Genomic DNA, 21,059 nt, shown 5'->3' on the forward strand with positions numbered 1-21,059 from the left:
GCCGGCGATCTGAGTGGTTTCGCCATGCCGCATAGCGGCTCCCCTCATCGCTGACAGGAAAAAGGGCCTGCGGTCGATTTCGTGTGCTCTTCCCGTCGATGGCGCTTGAATTTATGTGTTTTGGACAGCATAGGGCGTTGAGAGGCCATCCCGCCGAACGGCCGCCCCGTTAGGGTGGCGCAATTCATTCAGGGAGAGAAATGTGACCACCATTATCGATGGGAAGCAGGTTGCCGCTTCCGTGATTGACGCCGTGAAAGCCGCGACCGTCGCGCTCGAAAAGGACGCCGGCTTTAAGCCCGGTCTTGCTGTCGTCATCGTCGGCGACGATCCGGCCAGCCACGCCTATGTTTCCTCCAAGAGCCGCATGGCCAAGGAATGCGGCTTCAACTCCGTCCAGCACACGCTGCCGGAGGAGACGACGCAGGAAGAGCTCGCCCATCTGGTGGAAACGCTGAATGCCGACGAGGCCATCCACGGCATCCTCGTGCAGCTTCCGCTCCCGAAACACCTCGATTCCGACCCGATCATCCAGTCGATCCGGCCCGAGAAGGACGTCGACGGCCTGCATGTCGTTAATGCCGGCAAGGTGGCGACGGGCGATCTCGACGGCGGCCTCGTCTCCTGCACGCCGGCCGGCGCCATGGTCTTCGTGCGCCGCATCCACGGCAACGATCTCTCCGGCCTCAATGCCGTGGTGATCGGCCGCTCCAACCTCTTCGGCAAGCCGATGTCGGCCCTGCTGCTCGCCGCCAATGCGACGGTGACGACGGCCCATTCGCGCACGAAGGACCTCGCCGCCGTCTGCCGCAACGCCGATATCCTCGTTGCCGCCGTCGGCCGGCCGGAAATGGTGAAGGCCGATTGGGTCAAGCCCGGCGCGACCGTCATCGATGTCGGCATCAACCGCGTTCCCGCGCCGGAAAAGGGTGAGGGCAAGACGCGCCTCGTCGGCGACGTCGCCTTCGAGGAATGCGCGAAGGTCGCGGGCGTCATCACGCCGGTTCCCGGCGGTGTCGGCCCCATGACCATCGCCATGCTGATGGCCAATACGGTGATCGCCGCCTATCGCAAGGCCGGCAGGACGCCGCCGAAGTTCTGAACCGCTTTCCCGCAAAAGGCGCCCTCGGGGCGCCTTTTCATCTGGCGGGTGCCGGCCCCGTGGAGGCGCGCACGATGAGGTCCGCCTTCCACAGTTCCTGCTGCGGCACCGTTTCGAGCTGCAGGATCTCCGCGATGAGCCGCCGCGCGATGCGCTGGCCGGCGGCGCGCAGCGACGAGCGCGTCGTCGTCAGCGGCACCATGAAATTCTCCGGCTTCAGCATCGGCAGCACGTCGTCATGGGCGATGAGCGAGATATCCGTACCCAGTTTCAGGCCGGCCTGGTTGATCGCCCGCACGGCCCCGAGCGCCAGCACGGTGCTGGAGCAGAGCACGGCCGTCGGCGGCGTCTCCAGCCGGAGGAAGCGCTCCATGGCGCGGAAGCCGTATTCGTCCGTCATCTGCGAATGCTGTACGCAGTCCTCGCGCAGCACGAGCCCGTATTCGCCCAGCGCCCGCTCGGTGCCCTTGCGGCGGCGCATCGCGAAGGTGAGGTAGTCCGGTCCGTTGATGAGGGCGAAGTGCCGGTGGCCGAGCTGGGCGAGCAGACGCGCCGCATCGTAGAAGACACCGGTATTGTCGATGTCGAGGAAGGGATAGTCGGACGGAATGCCGATGGAACGCCCATGCACGATGAAGGGCGTCTTGAGCGACTTCATCATGGCGATGCGCGGGTCCTTCTCGCGCATATAAGCGAAGAACAGCGCATCCACATTGCCGCTTGCCACCAGCCGCCGGCAGGTGGCGACCTCGTCCTCGGGATGGCTCGGATTGATGACGAAGTGGAAGTCGTGCTTGACCGCCTCGTCGCCGAGCCCGGCCAGGAACTCGCCGAAATGCACGTCGGACTGGATGCCGTCGGCCGTCGGCATGACGAGGCCGATGGAGCCGGCGCGGCCGGTCGCAAGGCGCTGGGCCGCGCGGTTGGGGCGGTAGCCGGTCTCCCGGACGGCATCGAGCACGCGCTGGCGGGTTTCGGCATTGACCTCCGGATAACCGTTCAAAGCCCTGCTCACGGTTGTCTGGGAGAGGCCCAGCAATTGCGATAACTGCTTGAGATTCACATGCTTAGCTTTCTAGAACCATTCAAAGCGCTTTGGATTTCTGGCGCGCATATCTCCGGATTGTCCCAAGGCGCCCCGGCATCTAACATCAGCAAATCCGCGAGTAAAAGCGGATTTGGGCTTTTTGCGTTGCAAAACTACGCTGCGCTGCGTCAGCCTCGCGCCTTTCGTTCAAGTCGGGAAGGGTACTTGACGAAGGCGCGGGGGAAATGGGATGAAAGTGCATCCAAAGCGCTTTGAATTTGGGGGCGTTTTTGAAAATGCCCGCCCGGGGAGAGGGCGGGTTTGCTATGGGAGGCAAATCAGGTGAAGAAGACCTTGTTGATGACCGCTGCCCTCGCGCTCTTCATGGCGGGCAGCGCCGTTTCGGCCGATCTGAAGTTCAAGCCCGGCGAGGATTCCCGGTTCAACTGGCAGAGCCTGGAGGATTTCAGGAAGGGCCACGACCTCAAGGGCCAGACGCTCACCATTTTCGGCCCCTGGCGCGGCGAGGACGAAGCGCTCTTCAAGAATGTCTATGCCTATTTCGTCGAGGCGACGGGCGTCGACCTGAAATACTCCTCCTCCGAGAACTACGAGCAGCAGATCGTCATCGACACGCAGGCCGGCAGCCCGCCGGACGTCGCCATCCTGCCGCAGCCGGGTCTCATCGCCGACCTTGCCTCCAAGGGCTACCTGACGCCGCTCGGCGACGAGACCAAAAAGTGGCTGCTCGACAACTATGCCGCCGGCCAGTCCTGGGTCGATCTTTCGACCTTCAAGGGCAAGGACGGCACGGCCGCGCTCTATGCCTTCCCCTACAAGATCGACGTGAAGTCGCTCGTCTGGTACGTGCCCGAAAACTTCGAGGACGCCGGCTATGAAGTGCCGAAGACCATGGAAGACCTCAAGGCGCTGACGGAAAAGATCGTCGCCGATGGCGGCACGCCCTGGTGCATCGGCCTCGGTTCGGGCGGCGCCACCGGCTGGCCGGCGACCGACTGGGTCGAGGACCTGATGCTGCGCACGGCATCGCCGGAAACCTACGACAAGTGGGTCAAGAACGAGATCCCCTTCACCGATGCCGCCGTGGTCGGCGCGCTCGACGAATTCGGCTGGTTCGCCAAGAACGACACGTTCGTCGACGGCGGCGCGGCGGCGGTCGCCTCCACCGACTTCCGCGACAGCCCGAAGGGCCTCTTCGCCTCGCCGCCGAAATGCTACCTGCACCATCAGGCATCCTTCATCCCGTCCTTCTTCCCGGAGGGCACGGTGGTCGGCCAGGACGCGGACTTCTTCTACATGCCGCCCTATGCCAGCAAGCCGGAGCTCGGCAACCCGGTCCTCGGCGCCGGCACGCTCGCCATGATCACCAAGGATACGCCCGCCTCGCGCGCCTTCATCGAGTTCCTCAAGACGCCGATCGCCCATGAGGTCTGGATGGCGCAGTCGAGCTTCCTGACGCCCTTCAAGAGCGCCAACAAGGAAGCCTATGCCAACGCCCCGATGAAGAAGCAGGGCGAGATCCTGCTCGATTCGACGACCTTCCGCTTCGACGGTTCCGACCTGATGCCGGGCAAGATCGGCGCGGGCGCGTTCTGGACGGGCATGGTCGATTTCGTCGGCGGCAAGTCGGCCAACGACGTCGCGGCCGATATCCAGAAGGCCTGGGACGCCATCAAGTAATCCGGCGAACCGGCCGGCATCCGCCGGCCGGTTTCCCACGCATGCGAAGTGCACCGGACATGCGGCAAGGCCGCGTGGACGATCGATGCGCCTCCGAGGGTTCTTGAGGGGAGCATTCCTGGGGAGGAGCTGCCATGTCGCAATTGTTATTCGCCGTCTTCACGATGGTCGGGGGCGTGCTCGCCTGTGCCGCCTATTTCTTCGGGACCAACTGGCTGCTCGACAGGATATTCCCCTCCAAAGGGCGGACGGGGGCCGAGGCGTCCCGCAACCTCAGGATCACCAATGCCATCCGGCCGTGGCTCTTCATGGCGCCGGCGCTCTTCGCGCTCGCCATCTATCTCGTCTATCCCGTCTTCGAATCGGTGCGCCTCTCCTTCCACGACCGTTCCGGCACCCGCTTCATCGGCTTCAGCAACTTCGCCTGGATGATCAATGACGGCGAGTTCCGCCAGTCGATCTTCAACAATTTTCTCTGGCTGCTGGTGGTGCCGGCGCTCGCCACCTTCTTCGGCCTCGTCATCGCCGCGCTCACCGACCGCATCTGGTGGGGCAATATCGCCAAGACCCTGATCTTCATGCCGATGGCGATCTCCTTCGTCGGCGCCGCCGTCATCTGGAAATTCGTCTACGACTACCGCTCGGAGGGCTCCGAGCAGATCGGCATCCTCAATGCCGTCGTCGTCGCCCTCGGCGGCACGCCCGAGGCGTGGATGACCATTCCCTTCTGGAACAACTTCTTCCTGATGGTGATCCTGATCTGGATCCAGACCGGCTTTGCCATGGTCATCCTTTCGGCCGCGCTGCGCGGTATTCCGGAAGAGACCATCGAGGCGGCCGTCATCGACGGGGCGAACGGCTTCCAGATCTTCTTCAAGATCATGGTGCCGCAGATCTGGGGCACGATCGCCGTCGTCTGGACGACGATCACCATCCTTGTCCTCAAGGTCTTCGACATCGTGCTCGCGATGACCAACGGCCAGTGGCAGACGCAGGTCCTGGCCAACCTGATGTTCGACTGGATGTTCCGCGGCGGCGGCGATTTCGGGCGCGGCGCGGCCATCGCCGTGGTCATCATGATCCTCGTCGTTCCGATCATGATCTGGAACATCCGTAACGCCACCCGGGAAATGGAAGGCCATTGAGATGATCGCATCGTCCCGTTCGCCGCTCATCATCCTCGTCCATCTTTCGGTCCTGCTGCTCGTCGCGCTCTGGACGCTGCCGACCGCCGGCCTGTTGATCTCCTCGCTGCGCGACAAGGACCAGCTCGCCGTCTCCGGCTGGTGGACGGCGCTCTCCACCTCCTCGCAGAACCTCACCGGCCGCGCGAGCGCGCCGGATGCCCAGATCGAGCGTGACGGCAAGTTCGTCATCTCCGGCAACCTGACGGAGGGCGGTCCAGCGAAGGTCTCGGCCTTCGGCGTCCGCCCCATGCAGCCCGCCGCCTTCGAGCCGGGCACGGCCGCCGATATCGGCGACGGCCAGACACTGACCGTCAACGAGGACGGCAGCTACGAGCTCGTCTCGCCGGCGAGAATGGAAGGCACGCGCGGCCAGCGCATCTTCTACACCGCCTCCGTCCCGCCGCGCTTCACGCTCGACAACTATCGCGAGGTGCTGAGCGCCGCCGGCATCGGCTCGTCCTTCATCAATTCGCTGACGGTGGCGATCCCCTCGACGATCATCCCGATCCTCGTCGCCGCCTTCTGCGCCTATGCGCTCGCCTGGATGCCGTTCCCCGGCCGGGCGATCCTCATCGCGGTCATCGTCGGCCTGCTCGTCGTGCCCCTGCAGATGTCGCTGATCCCACTGCTCCGGCTCTATAACGGCGTCGGCGCCTTCTTCGGCGTGCCGGCCAAGACCTATGTCGGCATCTGGCTCGCCCATATGGGCTTCGGCCTGCCGCTCGCCATCTACCTCCTGCGCAACTACATGGCCGGCCTGCCGCGCGAGATCATGGAATCGGCCCGCGTCGACGGCGCGTCCGATTTCGACATCTTCGTGAAGATCATCCTGCCGCTCTCCTTTCCGGCGCTCGCCTCCTTCGCCATCTTCCAGTTCCTGTGGACATGGAACGACCTGCTCGTCGCCATGGTCTTCCTCGGCACGGGCAATGACGAGCTGGTGCTGACCGGGCGCCTCGTGAACCTTCTCGGATCGCGCGGCGGCAACTGGGAAATCCTCACGGCCTCCGCCTTCATCACCATCGTCGTCCCCCTCATCGTCTTCTTCAGCCTGCAGCGCTATCTCGTGCGCGGCCTGCTGGCGGGGTCGGTCAAGGGCGGCTGACGCATACCTATAGGACAAGCAGAATGACGACGTCGGATTCCACCCTTCTCACGCCGGACAAGGACTGGTGGCGCGGCGCGGTGATCTACCAGATCTATCCGCGCTCCTTCCAGGACACCAATGGCGACGGGATCGGCGACCTCAAGGGCATCACCGAGCGCCTTGCCCATGTCGCGTCCCTCGGCGTGGACGCGATCTGGATTTCGCCCTTCTTCACCTCGCCGATGAAGGACTTCGGTTACGACGTCTCGGATTATCTCGATGTCGACCCGATCTTCGGGGAGCTTGCCGATTTCGACGCGCTGATCGCCGAGGCCCACCGCCTCGACATCCGCGTGATGATCGATCTCGTGCTGTCGCACACTTCCGACAAGCATCCCTGGTTCGTCGAAAGCCGCTCGCGGCGGACCAATCCCAAGGCGGACTGGTATGTCTGGGCGGATTCGAAGCCCGACGGCACGCCGCCCAACAACTGGCTGGCGATCTTCGGCGGTTCCGCCTGGCAGTGGGACGCGACGCGCCTGCAATATTACATGCACAATTTCCTGACCTCGCAGCCGGATTTGAACCTGCACAATCCGGAAGTTCAGGACGCGCTGCTCTCCGTCGCCCGCTTCTGGCTGGAGCGCGGCGTCGATGGCTTCCGCCTCGACACGATCAACTTCTACTTCCACGACAAGGAATTGCGCGACAACCCGTCGCTTCCCCCCGAGCGCCGCAACGCGCAGACGGCGCCCGCCGTGAACCCCTACAACTACCAGGAACATCTCTACGACAAGAACCAGCCGGAGAACCTCGAATTCCTCAAACGCTTCCGCGCGCTTCTCGAGGAATTCCCGGCCATCGCGGCGGTCGGCGAGGTGGGTGACAGCCAGCGCGGCCTCGAAATCGCCGGTGAGTACACCTCCGGCGGCGACAAGATGCACATGTGCTACGCCTTCGAGTTTCTGGCGCCCGATCCGCTGACGCCGGCCTTTGTCGCCGAGACGCAGCATGCGCTGGAAAAGGCGGCGCCCGAAGGCTGGGTCTGCTGGGCCTTCTCCAACCATGACGTCATGCGCCATGTCAGCCGCTGGGGCTTCGGCGTGACGGATCACGAGGCGCATGCCAGGCTGCTGGCGAGCCTCCTCATGTCGCTGCGCGGCTCCGTCTGCATCTACCAGGGCGAGGAACTGGCCTTGCCGGAGGCCGAGCTTGCCTACGAGGACCTGCAGGATCCCTACGGCATCCAGTTCTGGCCGGATTTCAAGGGCCGCGACGGCTGCCGCACGCCGATGGTCTGGAGTGCCGGCGAGCAGTCCGGCGGCTTCAGCGATGGCAGGCCCTGGCTGCCGGTCTCGGTCGCCCATCTGGAGCGCGCGGTCGACATGCAGGAGGGGGACGAGGCGTCGGTCCTGTCGCACTACCGCCGCTTCCTCGCCTTCCGCAAGGAGCATGTGGCGCTGGTCAAGGGCGAGATCGAATTCCTTTCGGCCGAAGGGGCGATCCTCTCCTTCGTGCGCAGCCACGGCAACGAGAAGGTCTTCTGCGCCTTCAACATGAGCCCGGTGCCGCGCCTTGCCGACCTGCCGTCCGGCACGCTGGAGGTGCTGGAAGGCCATGGCTTCGCTAGCCTGATGCATGAGGAAAATATAGAACTTCCGGCCTGGAGCGGGTTCTTCGCCCGCTTCGCGTGACGACGGCGCCAAAACGTAAAGGGGAGAGAGACATGACAGGGCTGGTGCTCAGGGATATCCGCAAGTCCTACGGCGCGGTGGACGTGATCCACGGCATCGATCTCGATATCAAGCAGGGCGAGTTCATCGTCTTCGTCGGCCCGTCCGGCTGCGGCAAGTCGACCCTCCTGCGCATGATCGCGGGCCTCGAAGAGATCACCGGCGGCGACATGACCATCGACGGCGAGCGCGTTAACGACGTGCCGCCCTCCAAGCGCGGCATCGCCATGGTCTTCCAGTCCTACGCGCTCTATCCGCACATGACCGTCTACGACAACATGGCCTTCGGCATGCGGATCGCCGGCGAGAGCAAGGAGGAGATCGACCGGCGTGTGCGCTCGGCCGCCGATATCCTCCAGCTCACCCAATATCTCGACCGCCTGCCCAAAGCGCTTTCGGGCGGCCAGCGCCAGCGCGTCGCTATCGGCCGCGCCATCTGCCGCGATCCGAAGGTCTTCCTCTTCGACGAGCCGCTGTCGAATCTTGATGCCGCCTTGCGCGTCGCCACCCGCATCGAGATCGCCAAGCTCAACGAGCAGATGGCCGACACGACGATGATCTACGTCACGCACGACCAGGTGGAGGCGATGACGCTCGCCGACCGCATCGTCGTGCTCTCAGCCGGCCATATAGAGCAGGTCGGCCCGCCGCTCGAACTCTACGAGCGCCCGGCGAACCTCTTCGTCGCCCGCTTCATCGGCTCGCCCGCCATGAACATCATCCCGGCGAAGATCACCGCCGCTGGTGAGGCGACCGCGCTGGAACTGACCGGCGGGCGCACCTCCAGCGTCGATATCCCGACGGCGGCCTCCGAAGTCGGCAAGACGGCGAGCTTCGGCGTGCGGCCGGAAGACCTGCAGATCACCACCGGCGAGGACTTCCTCTTCGAGGGCACGGTCTCCATCGTCGAGGCGCTCGGTGAGGTGACGCTGCTCTATATCGAGGGTCTCGTGCCGGGCGAGCCGATCATCGCGAAGATCCCCGGCATCCTCGCCGTCAGGCGCGGCGACAAGGTCCGCTTCACCGCCGACAAGGCAAGGCTGCATCTCTTCGACGCCGCCGGGAACAGCTACCGCGCCGCTTGAGCGTGGGCGCTGAGACAGGGACGGGCAGCAGGATTTCGCCTTGCCGCTCAACCCGTTATTAAGCCTTGCCGGGCTAGCTTTCCCGCAAATCGAAAGTGCCGGGGCAGCAGGCGGATGAGCATCTATGGGCAAGGGCAGCGGGGCAGCTACCTGAACAAGGAAGAGTCCTTCATGTACGATCGGGAAAAGTCCTTCCCGATGGAGGATACCTGCAACGAGGCCCGCATCGAGTTCACCGAGAGCGGCGGGCTCGTCAACCTTGTCTCCCGCCGCGGCATCATCATCAAACTCTCGCGCAGCGGCGCCGTCATCACCATGACGACCAAGTTCCAGCTGCCGCGCAATTTCTACCTCGACATCGTCAGCGCCCGCATCCCGATGATCGGATGCCTGACACAGCGCATCTATACGAACGACGTGGTGGAGGCCCGCTTCCTGCGGCTCCTGTCCGACAAGGACCTGCAGCGCATCTTCGTCTACTCGACCCACCGGAACCATCAGGGCCGGACGCTGGATATCTATAGCTGAGGGCTTGGGAGGCGCTGCCCCTCATCCCGCTGCCGTTTCCCATGAATTGAAGGAAACCCGTGCGGCAATGTCCCTTCTCCCCGCCTGCGGGGAGAAGGTGGCCGGCAGGCCGGATGAGGGGCCGCCCGCCCGATTACGCGAACAGCACGCTCGCTCCATGATCGGCCGGCCCCGCGATTGCGCGGAAGGGCGCGAAGAGCTCGCGGCCCATGCCGAATTCGTTGCCGGAAAGATCGGTCGTCGCCTGCGGGCGGGCGTCGAATTCCGCGGCTTCCACCAGAACCTCGATGGTGCCGTGGGCGGCGTCGAGCCGGATCGTGTCGCCGCTGCGGATGCGGCCGATCGGACCGTTGTCGACCGCTTCGGGCGTCACATGGATGGCCGCCGGGACCTTGCCGGAGGCGCCGGACATGCGGCCGTCGGTGAGCAGCGCCACGCGCTGGCCGCGGTCCTGCAGGATGCCGAGCACGGTGGTCAGCTTGTGCAATTCGGGCATACCGTTGGCCTTCGGGCCCTGGAAGCGGACGACCGCGATGAAGTCCCCCGTCAGCTCACCGTTCTTGAAGGCGACATTGAGTTCCTGCTGGTCGTGGAAGACCTTTGCCGGCGCTTCGATGACATGGCGCTCCGGCTTGACGGCGGAGATCTTGATCACCGCCTTGCCGATATTGCCCGTCAGCATCTTCAACCCGCCGGTCGGCTGGAAGGGCGCCTCGATGCTGGCAAGGATCTTCGGATCGTGGCTGACCTTCGGTGCCGGCTCGCGGCGCACGCTGCCGTTCTCGCCGAGCCTCGGATCGATCGTATAAGCCTGCAGGCCCTGCCCGTAGACCGTACGCACGTCGTCATGCAGCATGCCGGTCTTCAGCAGTTCCTGGATGAGGAAGCCCATGCCGCCGGCGGCATGGAAATGGTTCACGTCGGCAAGCCCGTTCGGATAGACGCGGGCGAGCAGCGGCACGACGTCGGAAAGATCGGAGATGTCCTTCCAGGTCAGCACGATGCCGGCGGCGCGCGCCATGGCGAGAAGGTGCAGCGTGTGGTTGGTCGAGCCGCCGGTGGCGTGGAGGCCCACGACGCCGTTGACGATGGAGCGCTCGTCGATCATCTCGCCGGCCGGGGTGAACTCGTTGCCCTCAGCGGTGATGGCGAGCGCCCGTTTGGCGGCTTCCTTGGTCAGCGCGTCACGCAGCGGCGTGCCGGGATTGATGAAGGAGGCGCCGGGCATGTGGAAGCCCATGATCTCCATCAGCATCTGGTTGGAATTGGCGGTGCCGTAGAAGGTGCAGGTGCCGGGGCCGTGATAGGACTTGGATTCGGCCTCCAGCAGCTCGGCGCGGCCGGCCTTGCCTTCCGCATAGAGCTGGCGCACGCGGGCCTTCTCGTCGTTCGGCAGGCCGGATGTCATGGGGCCGGCGGGAATGAAGACGGCCGGCAGGTGGCCGAAGGTCAGCGCCGCGATGGTGAGGCCCGGCACGATCTTGTCGCAGACGCCGAGATAGACGACCGAATCGAACATGTTGTGCGACAGGCCGACGCCCGCCGCCATGGCGATGAGGTCGCGCGAGAAGAGCGAGAGCTCCATGCCCGGCTGGCCCTGGGTGACGCCGTCGCACATGGCCGGCACGCCGCCGGCGACCTGCGCCACGCCGCCCGCTTCCCGCGCGGCCTCGCGGATCAGCGCCGGATAGGTCTCGAAGGGCTGGTGAGCCGAGAGCATGTCGTTATAGGCGGTGATGATGCCGAGGTTGGGAACGCGCTCGCCGGCGAGCGCGTCCTTCTCGGCGGGGGAACAGACCGCAAAGCCGTGCGCAAGGTTGCCGCAGGAGAGCACGGCGCGGTGCACGCCCTTGGAGGCGGCGGCCTGCACGCGCTCCAGATAGGGCAGGCGGTGGGGCTTCGAACGTTCGACGATGCGGGCGGTAATGGCTTCGATGCGTTTGTCGGCGGACATGGGATCTATCCTGACTTTCTCGATTGCATTCTTGCACGGCAAGGCGAGCGGGAAAGCTGCGCCATCCGCGGGGGCAATGGCGTCCCTCGACGCCGGTCATGTTCGGCTTCAGCCGGCCGGGTGCTCTAGGGCGCCCAGTAGATATCGAGCGGCGTCGCCGCGCGCCGGAGAATGGCGCGGATCGGCATGTCGGCCTCCGGTCCGTCCTCCTTAGCGGCAGAAAGAACGTCCATCTTGCCCTGGCCCTCGATATGCAGCACCAGAAGGCGGGCATCCTGAAGGCTGGTAAAGGTGAAGGTGAGGCGGGTTTCGCCCGCGCCCTCCGCTTCCATGGTGATCACGCCGCGCGGCGTCTCGGATGAGATCGCCTCGGCAAGGTTGCTGCCGCCGGGGAAGAACGAGGCCGTATGGCCGTCCGTTCCCATGCCGAGAATGGCGACGTCGAAGGGGTGGTCGAGGCTTGCGGCATCGGCCGAGGCGATCTTCGCCGCTTCTTCCGCGCTGCCGGCGTCCCGGTAGAGCGGCAGGAAGGCGGCTGCCTTCGCCTTGCCCTGCAGCAGGTTGTCGGCGACGAGCAGGTGGTTCGAGCGCGGATTGTCCGCCGGCACGAAGCGCTCGTCGACGAGCGTGACCGTCACCTTGCTCCAGTCGATGTCGCGGGTGGAAAGCGCCTTGAAGAAGGCCTTGGGCGTCGAGCCGCCCGATACCGCGATGGTCGCGCGGCCGCGCGCGGCGATGCCGTCCGCGAGCGCGGCGGAAACCCGGTCCGCCAGCCCCTCGGCCAATGCCGCGCCATCCTTGAATTCATGCAGTTGCGCGCTCATCGGGCTTCCTTACGTTTCGTGCCAGGTGCGGCCGTCGCGCTCGATGAGGGCGATGGCCTGGCTCGGGCCCCAGGTGCCGGCGGTGTAGCCCTGCGCCTGCTGGCCGGTCGCTTCCCATGCCTTCAGGATCGGGTCGACCCAGCGCCATGCGGCTTCCACCTCGTCGCGGCGCATGAAGAGCGTCTGGTTGTTGCGGATGACGTCGAGCAGCAGGCGCTCGTAGGCGTCGGCATTGCGCGCGTCGAAGGCCTCGGCGAAGCTCATGTCGAGCGAGACGTTGCGCAGGCGCATGCCGCCGGGACCCGGGTCCTTGATCATCAGCGACTGCTTGACGCCCTCATCCGGCTGCAGGCGGATGATGAGCTGGTTGGCCTCGATGCGGCCCGCCGAGGGATCGAAGATCGAATGCGGGATCGGCTTGAAGGTGATGACGATCTCGGACATGCGCGTGGCAAGACGCTTGCCCGTGCGGATGTAGAAGGGCACGCCCGCCCAGCGCCAATTGCCGATCTCGGCCTTGATGGCGACGAAGGTCTCCGTGTTGGAGACGCCGCCTTCCAGCTCTTCGAGATAGCCCTTGACCGGGCCGCCCGAGGAGGCGCCGGCGCGGTACTGGCCGCGCACCGTCAGGCGCTCGACATTGTACTGGTCGATCGGCTTCAGCGCGCGCAGCACCTTGAGCTTCTCGTCACGCACGGCTTCGGCGTCCATGGAGGAAGGCACTTCCATCGCCACGAGGCAGAGAAGCTGGAGGATATGGTTCTGCACCATGTCGCGCAGCGCGCCCGCCTTGTCGTAGTAGCCCGCGCGGCTTTCGAGGCCGACCGATTCGGCGACCGTGATCTGCACATGGTCGATATGGGCGGAGTTCCACAGCGGCTCGTAGAGCGCGTTGGCGAAGCGCAGCGCCATCAGGTTCTGCACCGTCTCCTTGCCGAGATAGTGGTCGATGCGGAAGATCTGCTCTTCATGGAAGACCTTGCCAATCGTGTTGTTCAGCTCGTTGGCGGAGGCAAGGTCGCGGCCGATCGGCTTTTCGACGACGATGCGCGTCTGCTTGGTGATCAGCTTGTGGTCGCGGATCTTTTCCGAGATGTCGCCGAAGATGGCGGGCGCCACAGCGAGATAGAAGGCGCGCACGCGGTCCTTGCCCTCGTCGAGCAGGGCCTTCAGCTTGTCCCAGCCCTGGTCCGACTTGGCGTCGACCGCGACGTAGAACAGCCGGTCGCAGAAGATCCTGACCTGCTCGTCGTCGAATTCGCCGGCCTTCAGATGCTCCTTCAGCGCATCGACGGCGAACTTGCGGTATTCCGCATCCGTGAAGGCGGTACGCGACGCGCCGATGATGCGCGTCGGGTCCGAAAGCTGGCCGGCGAGCTGCCGGTGGTAGAGGGCCGGAAGGAGCTTGCGTTCCGCAAGGTCGCCGGTTCCGCCGAAGACGACATAGTCGAAGGGTTCAACGGGAATGATCTGGCTGCTCATCGGATATCTCGATCTCGTTCTGTTGGCGGGTGTTATAATCTAATCGATTTAAAAACGCCAGCGTGCAACGCAACAAAATCGGTGTTTCCATTCGATCAGAGCCTGTCGCGCAGCGCGTACCACGTCATGGCGAGGAACAGAAGCGGCGAACGGAAGCGCTGACCGCCCGGAAAGGCCGGAATTTTCAGGGCCTTCATCAGGTCGAGATCGCTGCTGCCGCCCGTTACCTCGTCGGCATAGAGCTTGCCGCAATAGTTTGACAGCATGACGCCATGGCCGGAATAGCCGCCGATGGTGGTGATGCCGGGCATGACCTCGCGCACATAGGGCTTGCGCGGCATGGTGATGCCGACGGAGCCGCCCCAGGCATGGGTGAGCTCGATGCCCTTGAGCTCCGGATAGACCTCCTCGATCTGCCGGCGGATCGGCGGCGTCATGTCGTCGAGGTTTTCCGAATAGGCTTCGCGGCCGCCGAAGAGCAGCCGGCCGTCGCGGGTCTTGCGGAAATAGCGCACGACGAACCGCGTATCGGCGATGGCCTCGCCGCCGGGAATGACCGAGGGGAACCTGTCGAGCGGCACCGTCGCGCCGATGAAGGAGCGGATCGGCATGACATGCGCTTCCGTCTTCGGCTCCAGGTCGCCGATATAGGCATTGCAGGCGATCAGTGCCTTGTCGGCGCGGATCGTGCCCTTCGCGGTGGTGATCACCGCCTTGCCGCCGGCACGCTCGATCTTCAGGGCAGGGGTCTTTTCATGCAGGCTGGCGCCGGCGGCCTGTGCAGCGCGGGCGACGCCGACCAGCAGCTTCATCGGGTGGATGTGGCCGGTGCCGGTGTCGCGGATACCGAAGAAGAAGCGTTTCGAGCCGACGCGCTCCTCCGTCTCCGCCCGGTCCATATAGGTCATGTGCGGATAGTCGTAGCGCGTCGCGGCGATTTCGACGTGATCGCGAAAATCCTTCTCGAAACTCGCCTTGTGGCTGACATTGAGCTGGCCGGGCACATAGTCGATGTCGAGGTTCTGGGAACTGGCGAAGTCGTGGATATGGCGCTTGGCGTCCTCGGCCATGTCGAAGAGGGCCTTTGCGCGTTCGTAGCCGAGTTCGGCTTCCAGTTCCTCCGCCTCGGCGCGCTGGCCGGTGCCGAGCTGGCCGCCGTTGCGCCCGGACGCGCCGTCGCCGAAGCGGTGCGCCTCGATGAGCGTGACGCGCACGCCCTTCCGCGCGAGATTGTAGGCGGCCTGCAGGCCGGTGAAGCCGCCGCCGACGATGGCGACATCGGTTTCGACGGAGCCGTCGAGGGCCGCATATTCGGGGCGCTCGCCGACGCTTGCCTCATACCAGGAGACGCCGGGGGAAATCGGGCTTTGCCAGGGCATTGCACACACTCATGTTCAAGAGGGTGCAGCGGCGTGCCGGGGCGCCGCCGCTCTCAGGGTCTGGTCTCTTGCAGCGGCCCGGACCGCCGGCCGCTCAGACGTTGAGCAGCAGGAACTCGCGTTCCCAGGGGCTGATCACCTGCATGAAGGTCTCGAACTCGCCCCGCTTGACGCCGGCATAGAGGCCGATGAACTCGGCGCTCAGCACCTCGGCCAGAGCCGGATCGGATTCGAGCAGCGACACGGCCTCAAGCAGGCCACGCGGCAGGTCGATAGAGCCCTCGTTGGCGGTGTCCTCCGTCGGCGCGGTCGGCTCGAGCTTGTTCATGATGCCGAGCAGGCCGCAGCCGAGCGAGGCCGCGAGCGCGAGATAGGGGTTGGCGTCCGAGCCGGGAAGCCGGTTCTCGATGCGCCGCGCCGCGGCATCCGATACCGGCACGCGGAAGGCCGTCGTGCGGTTGTCGTAGCCCCAGGCATTGTTGACGGGCGCCGACATGTCGGGCGTCAGGCGCCGGTAGGAGTTCACATAGGGCGCCATCATGACGAGCGTCTTCGGCACATAGGCCTGCATGCCGCCGATGAAGTGGAAGAATTCCTGCGAGGCCGAGCCGTCCGGATTGGAGAAGACGTTCCGGCCTGTCTCGATCTCCACCACGGACTGGTGGATGTGCATGGCCGAGCCCGCCTGTCCCTGCATGGGCTTGGCCATGAAGGTGGCGTAGATGCCGTGCTTCATCGCCGCTTCGCGGATCGTGCGCTTGAACAGGAACACCTGGTCGGCAAGCTCGACGGGATCGCCGTGGCGCAGGTTGATCTCGAGCTGCGCCGGGCCTTCCTCGTGGATCAGGGTATCGATCTCGAGCCCCTGCTTTTCCGAGAAGTGGTAGATGTCGTCGATCAGCTCGTCGAATTCGTTGATGCCGGCGATGGAATAGCCCTGGCCGCCCTGGATGGCGCGGCCGGAGCGGCCCTTCGGCGGATGCAGCGGATAGTCCGGGTCGTCGTTGACGGCGACGAGGTAGAACTCGATCTCCGGCGCCACCACCGGCTTCCAGCCGCGGTCGCTATACATCTTGACGACGTTTTTCAGCACGTTGCGCGGCGTGTAGGGCACGTTCTCGCCGGTCGAACCGACGATGTCGCAGATGACCTGCGCGGTCGGATCGGTCTCCCACGGCACGACGGAAAGCGTCGAAAGATCCGGCACGAGCTTCAGGTCGCTGTCGCGTGGCTCGTAGCGGAAATTGCCGGTCTCCTCCGGATAGTCGCCGGAGATCGTGTGGCGATAGAGCGCCGACGGCAGCGCCAGCGAGGTGTTCGAGGTGAACTTCGACGACGGCATCATCTTGCCGCGCGGCACCCCTGCAAGGTCCGGCGTGATGCATTCGATGTCTTCGATGCCGCGGGCGCGAAGCCAGTCTGCGGCGTCCTTCCAGGTCTTTACCCCGCGCGGCACGCTGATGGCGGGAGGGATTTTAGAGGAGCGTGCGGCCTTTTCGATGGTGGGGGTAACGACTTTCTTTTTGGACGGCATGAGACACCGGGTTTGGTTGACGATGCGCCATCATAGCCGGAGTTTGACCCTTGGCTAGCTCCCCCCGGGGGGTAGAAAAGACGATTTTTCAGGAATTTGCGCGCTTTTCGCCGGTTGACTTTCGCTCGTGATGGCCGAAAGGAAGGCGAAACGGGGATCGGACACGTGGCGGAACGGCGGGACGTCGTCATCATCGGAGCGGGCGCGGCGGGCATGATGTGCGCCATCGAGGCGGGCCGGCGCGGCCGCCGCGTGCTGGTGCTCGACCATGCCCGCGCGCCCGGCGAGAAGATCCGCATTTCCGGCGGCGGGCGCTGCAACTTCACCAATATCCATGCCGGGCCGAAGAACTTCCTCTCGGCCAATCCGCATTTCTGCAAGTCGGCGCTCGCCCGCTACACGCCGCGCGATTTCCTCGACCTCGTCGAGCGCCACCGCATTCCCTGGCACGAGAAGACGCTCGGCCAGCTCTTCTGCGACAATTCGGCGAAGGACATCATCGCCATGCTGCTGGCGGAGATGAAGGCCGTTGGCGCGGACCTGCGTCTTTCCACGTCGATCAGCGCCGTCGAGCATGACGGTGCATCCTTCCGGGTCGTCACTGAAAACGGAACGGTGGACGCGGCATCGCTGGTGATCGCGACGGGCGGCAAGTCGATCCCCAAGATGGGCGCCACCGGCTTTGCCTACCGCATCGCCGAGCAGTTCGGCCTGCCGCTGGTGGAAACGCGCGCCGGCCTCGTCCCGCTGATGCTCGATCCGGCGACGCTCGGCGCCCATGAGGGCCTGCCCGGCGTGTCGGTGGAGGTCGTCGCCCGCCACGGGCGGACGGAGTTCCGCGAGGCGGCGCTCTTCACCCATCGCGGCCTCAGCGGCCCCGCCATCCTGCAGATCTCGTCCTACTGGCGGGAGGGCGAGGAGATTGCCCTGACGATCCGTCCCGATGTGGATTTCGCCGCGATCGTTGCCGCCGCCCGGCGGCAGAACGGCCGCCAGGCGCTGCAGACCGTGCTGGCGGAGCACATGCCGAAGAAGCTGGCGCAGCTCCTCGTCACCGAGCTCGGCATCGACGGCCCGCTCGCCGAGCAGTCGGGAAAGCGTATCGAGGCGCTCGTCCAGCGCCTTCGCGACTGGCGCCTGCGTCCGCCGGCCTCGGAAGGCTACCGCACGGCGGAAGTCACCCTCGGCGGCGTCGATACCGCCGCGCTCGATTCGCGCAGCATGGCGGCGAAGGCGGTGCCGGGGCTCCATTTCGTCGGCGAGGCGGTGGACGTCACCGGCTGGCTCGGCGGCTACAATTTCCAATGGGCCTGGGCCTCGGGCTTTGCCGCGGGGCAGGTGGCCTGACGGGCATTTACCATCCTTTAAGGCCTTGCGGCGGATGCTGTCCAAGGTCGGCGTTTCCGGGCTTTCCAGCCTGACGGGCGGAAAGCGGGGACAACATGATGTGGGCCGGCTGGCCGGTTGATCCGGATTGCCTGTATCTCGTAACGGAGTGTCGCCGCATGCCCGCCAGAAACCGCCAAGCCCGCGCCCTCGCCATCGCCGCCACCGCCGGGGAGAGCCGTCGCCGGCTTGCCGCCGTCGGCATCAATTGCGCCCTCGCCGCCGGCCTCCTCGCGCTGCTCGCCATGCTGGCGTTCTGACGCCCTGCCGGTTGTCATAAATCGGTTTAAAAAGTGAGAGAATTTTAAAGATTGCCGCCGAATATCGCCGGATAGGGTTCCGGATGCCGCGTCGCCGTGAGGGTTGCCGCGCGGCTGGCAATGACTGCTCCCCCGGATGCGCGGCATTGCGGCCGCATGAAAGTCGGTAATCCGGCGTCCGAATCCTGGGGAGGCCCGAAAAGGGCAGGGGTGGAGCACGCCGACAACGGATGTTCCGCCATGTTCATTGATAAGATTCTCGCCCGCTTCAAGATCCAGACCAAGGTTCTTGTCTTCATCCTGCCATTCGTTCTCAGCATCTGCGCGGTCGGCTTCACCGGCCTTTATGCGTCCGGCCTCCTGCAGGGTCGCATGGAAATCTCCAACAGCGTCCTCCAGTCGCTGAGCGGCTTCAAGGACGTCTATGCCGGCATGAACCGGTTCCTGCGCGAGACCTCCGAGGAAAGCCGCGACGCCGTGCACGAGCGGCTGAGCGCGCAGGGCGCCGTCCTGCAGGCGACGATGGATGCGCTGGCGCCCGACGCCGACAAGTCGCGCCTTATCGATGCGCAGGCCCAGACGAAGGATATCGAGGCCCGCATGGACGGTCTCTGGGCGCTCTATGTGCAGGAAAACGACCTGCACGGTGCGATGGGCAACACCCTCAATGCTCTCGGCGCCGACCAGGTGAAGATCCTCGACGAGGCCACCAAGCTCCAGCGCTCCGTGCGGCAGAACGAGAATGCCGCCAAGAGCATGCTGCGCGAGGCCGAACGCCTGACCAATGCCAGCAAGTTCTTTGCCGATTTTCTCGCCGATTTCGGCAAGGGCGCAACCCCCGAGGAGCAGCTCAAGCTCGTCAAGGAACGCTATCCGCTCATTTCCAAGACCGAGCGCTCGATCACGACGATCCTGCCGAAGAGCCAGAAGGTCGTTTCCATCACCATCCGCAACACGATCGACGAGCTCGGCGGCTTCCTGTCGTCCTCCGATCCGGCGGCCGTCACCATTCCGGACATCGGGCGGCGCGTCAGCCGCTTCCGCCAGGTCGCCATCCAGCTCCAGGGCGCGGCCGGCGAGAAGATGCGCGAGGCGACCCGCCTCTTCACCGAGCTCGACGAGCCGATCATCAAGTCCGAGGCGATCCTCGCCGCCACGCGCAAGCTCGTCTCCACCATCGACGACATCAAGGTCGGGGCTGCGCGCTTCCTCGGCCAGACGTCGGACACCAATCGCGTCAAGCTGCTCGGCCATCTCGCCATCCTGCGCATCGACATGAAGGGCCTGCGCGGCAGCGCGAGCGGTCTTGAGTTCTTCGACACGGTCGACGAGAGCCTGTCGCCGATGCTGGAGCGGATGGAGGCCGACAGTGCCGCCCTCGTGAAGATCAGCACCGAGCGCGCCGCCGATTTCGAGGCCGCCGGCCAGTCGATCGACACGATCTGGAACCTCCTCAGCCAGTTCGCCGAGGAGCAGAAGACCAGCGCCGGCACCGAGCGCGAGAAGGCCAACCAGGTCTCGGTGCTCGCGACCGTCGCGGGCGCGGCCATCGCCATCCTCGCCGGCATCGCGCTGGTGCTGACGTTGAAGGGGCCGATCGGCCAGATCACCGGCGCCATGCGCCGGCTTGCCGACGGCTTCCTCGACACGGGCATTTCCGGCGAAGGCCGCGCCGACGAGATCGGCGACATGGCCCGCGCGCTCGGCGTCTTCAAGGAGAACGCCCTGTCGAAGATCCGCATCGAGGAGGAGAGCGAGCAGCAGCGCGCCGCGGCGGAAGCCGAGCGCGCCCGCAACGACGCCGAAAAGCAGTCGCTCGACCGCGAGATCGACTTCGCCGTCAATGCCCTCGCCGCCGGCCTCGGCCGCCTTGCGCAGGGCGATCTGTCGCGCCAGATCGAGACGCCCTTCAACGGCCGCCTCGAGCAGCTCCGCCAGGATTTCAACGTCTCGCTGGTCCGCCTCCAGGATACGCTTGGCCAGATCCGCACCAATGCGCTGTCGATCCAGCGCAGCGGCTCGGACATGCTGCAATCGGCCGATGCGCTCTCCAAGCGCACCGAATCGCAGGCCTCCTCGCTGGAGGAGACGGCGGCCGCCGTGGAGCAGATCACCGCCACCGTGCGCTCCTCCGCCGAGCGGGCGCATGAGGCGAATCTCGTCGTCGGCACGACGAAGCGCAGCGCCGACAGCTCCGCGGAGGTCGTCAGCAATGCGATCGCCGCCATGGGTCGCATCGAGGGCGCCTCGCGCCAGATCGAGCAGATCATCGAGGTGATCGACGACATCGCCTTCCAGACCAATCTCCTGGCGCTCAATGCCGGCATCGAGGCCGCCCGCGCGGGCGAGGCGGGCAAGGGCTTTGCGGTCGTGGCGCAGGAAGTGCGCGAGCTGGCCCAGCGTTCGGCCAGCGCCGCCCGCGAGATCAAGGGCCTCATCGAGAAGTCGACGAGCGAGGTCAGCGCCGGCGCGCATCTCGTGCAGGAGACCGGCTCCGTGCTCGCCTCGATCAGCCAGCAGATCGTCACCGTCAGCCAGCATGTGGACATGATGGCGACGGCAAGCCGCGACCAGGCGGCGGCGCTGCAGGAGGTCAACGGCTCCGTCAACCAGATGGACCAGATGACCCAGCAGAACGCCTCGATGGTCGACCTGACGACCGCCGCAAGCCGCAAGCTGGCGGGCGATGCCGACACGCTGATGATGCTGGTCGAGCAGTTCCGCCTGGAGGCGAACGAAGAGGTGCTGTACCGCGCGGCCTGATCACCGCCGCACAGGAAACGAACCCCC

Annotated in this window: 16 protein-coding genes; 10 read left to right on the forward strand and 6 right to left on the reverse strand. The window is 65.3% G+C overall.

Translation table 11 applies throughout. The annotated features are described in order from the left end of the window. Positions 1-202: 202 nt before the first annotated feature. Positions 203-1,102 (forward strand): bifunctional methylenetetrahydrofolate dehydrogenase/methenyltetrahydrofolate cyclohydrolase FolD, encoded by a 900-nt coding sequence (folD, locus tag DSD28_RS17590; protein WP_119257722.1) that lies wholly within the window; start codon positions 203-205, stop codon positions 1,100-1,102. A gap of 37 nt (positions 1,103-1,139) precedes the next feature. Here folD and DSD28_RS17595 read toward each other — a convergent pair whose 3' ends face one another. Beyond that, entirely contained in the window at positions 1,140-2,165 is a 1,026-nt protein-coding gene (locus DSD28_RS17595) for a substrate-binding domain-containing protein (RefSeq protein WP_119257723.1), read from the reverse strand. Positions 2,166-2,489: 324 nt separating this feature from the next. On the opposite strand from DSD28_RS17595, the gene DSD28_RS17600 reads away from it, so the two are divergent. From DSD28_RS17600 to DSD28_RS17625, 6 genes are all read left to right on the forward strand, one after another. Further along, positions 2,490-3,830, forward strand: a complete 1,341-nt coding sequence (locus DSD28_RS17600; protein WP_432430870.1) for an ABC transporter substrate-binding protein — start codon at positions 2,490-2,492, stop codon at positions 3,828-3,830. A 134-nt stretch (positions 3,831-3,964) separates the two neighbouring features. Beyond that, positions 3,965-4,975, forward strand: a complete 1,011-nt coding sequence (locus DSD28_RS17605) for a carbohydrate ABC transporter permease (RefSeq protein WP_119257725.1) — start codon at positions 3,965-3,967, stop codon at positions 4,973-4,975. A 1-nt stretch (position 4,976) separates the two neighbouring features. After that, positions 4,977-6,122 carry a carbohydrate ABC transporter permease gene (locus DSD28_RS17610; protein ID WP_119257726.1) on the forward strand — a complete coding sequence of 382 codons (1,146 nt, stop codon included), beginning with the start codon at positions 4,977-4,979 and terminating at the stop codon, positions 6,120-6,122. A 23-nt stretch (positions 6,123-6,145) separates the two neighbouring features. After that, a complete protein-coding gene (locus DSD28_RS17615; protein ID WP_119257727.1) occupies positions 6,146-7,798 on the forward strand; it encodes an alpha-glucosidase in 1,653 nt (550 codons plus the stop codon). Between the two features lie 32 nt (positions 7,799-7,830). Next, positions 7,831-8,922, forward strand: a complete 1,092-nt coding sequence (locus tag DSD28_RS17620) for an ABC transporter ATP-binding protein (RefSeq protein WP_119257728.1) — start codon at positions 7,831-7,833, stop codon at positions 8,920-8,922. A 114-nt stretch (positions 8,923-9,036) separates the two neighbouring features. Next, positions 9,037-9,450, forward strand: coding sequence for a hypothetical protein (locus tag DSD28_RS17625; RefSeq protein WP_119257729.1), 414 nt, complete (start codon positions 9,037-9,039; stop codon positions 9,448-9,450). A 133-nt stretch (positions 9,451-9,583) separates the two neighbouring features. Here the strand turns inward: DSD28_RS17625 and edd are convergent, their stop codons facing one another. The 5 genes from edd to DSD28_RS17650 all read right to left on the reverse strand — a co-directional run bounded on the left by edd (position 9,584) and on the right by DSD28_RS17650 (position 16,623). Beyond that, entirely contained in the window at positions 9,584-11,404 is a 1,821-nt protein-coding gene (gene edd / locus DSD28_RS17630) for a phosphogluconate dehydratase (protein ID WP_119257730.1), read from the reverse strand. Between the two features lie 125 nt (positions 11,405-11,529). Beyond that, on the reverse strand, positions 11,530-12,228 hold the full coding sequence (gene pgl / locus DSD28_RS17635) for a 6-phosphogluconolactonase (RefSeq protein ID WP_119257731.1): 699 nt from the start codon (positions 12,226-12,228) through the stop codon (positions 11,530-11,532). 9 nt (positions 12,229-12,237) lie between these two features. Continuing rightward, positions 12,238-13,710: a glucose-6-phosphate dehydrogenase gene (zwf, locus tag DSD28_RS17640; RefSeq protein ID WP_119257732.1), complete on the reverse strand. Its 1,473-nt coding sequence runs from the start codon at positions 13,708-13,710 to the stop codon at positions 12,238-12,240. 95 nt (positions 13,711-13,805) lie between these two features. Continuing rightward, a complete protein-coding gene (locus DSD28_RS17645; protein ID WP_119257733.1) occupies positions 13,806-15,089 on the reverse strand; it encodes an NAD(P)/FAD-dependent oxidoreductase in 1,284 nt (427 codons plus the stop codon). Between the two features lie 94 nt (positions 15,090-15,183). Further along, positions 15,184-16,623: a glutamine synthetase family protein gene (locus DSD28_RS17650; RefSeq protein ID WP_119257734.1), complete on the reverse strand. Its 1,440-nt coding sequence runs from the start codon at positions 16,621-16,623 to the stop codon at positions 15,184-15,186. A 165-nt stretch (positions 16,624-16,788) separates the two neighbouring features. Between DSD28_RS17650 and DSD28_RS17655 the strand changes: the two genes are divergently transcribed. The 3 genes from DSD28_RS17655 to DSD28_RS17665 all read left to right on the forward strand — a co-directional run bounded on the left by DSD28_RS17655 (position 16,789) and on the right by DSD28_RS17665 (position 21,032). After that, positions 16,789-17,970, forward strand: a complete 1,182-nt coding sequence (locus DSD28_RS17655; RefSeq protein WP_119257735.1) for an NAD(P)/FAD-dependent oxidoreductase — start codon at positions 16,789-16,791, stop codon at positions 17,968-17,970. Between the two features lie 158 nt (positions 17,971-18,128). Next, complete coding sequence (locus DSD28_RS17660; RefSeq protein WP_162911444.1) at positions 18,129-18,269, forward strand: hypothetical protein; 141 nt, start codon at positions 18,129-18,131, stop codon at positions 18,267-18,269. A gap of 240 nt (positions 18,270-18,509) precedes the next feature. After that, positions 18,510-21,032, forward strand: coding sequence for a methyl-accepting chemotaxis protein (locus DSD28_RS17665; RefSeq protein WP_119257737.1), 2,523 nt, complete (start codon positions 18,510-18,512; stop codon positions 21,030-21,032). The last annotated feature ends 27 nt before the right edge of the window (positions 21,033-21,059 follow it).

It is taken from the genome of Shinella zoogloeoides (assembly GCF_003574625.1).
Classification (GTDB): Bacteria; Pseudomonadota; Alphaproteobacteria; order Rhizobiales; family Rhizobiaceae; genus Shinella; species Shinella zoogloeoides_A.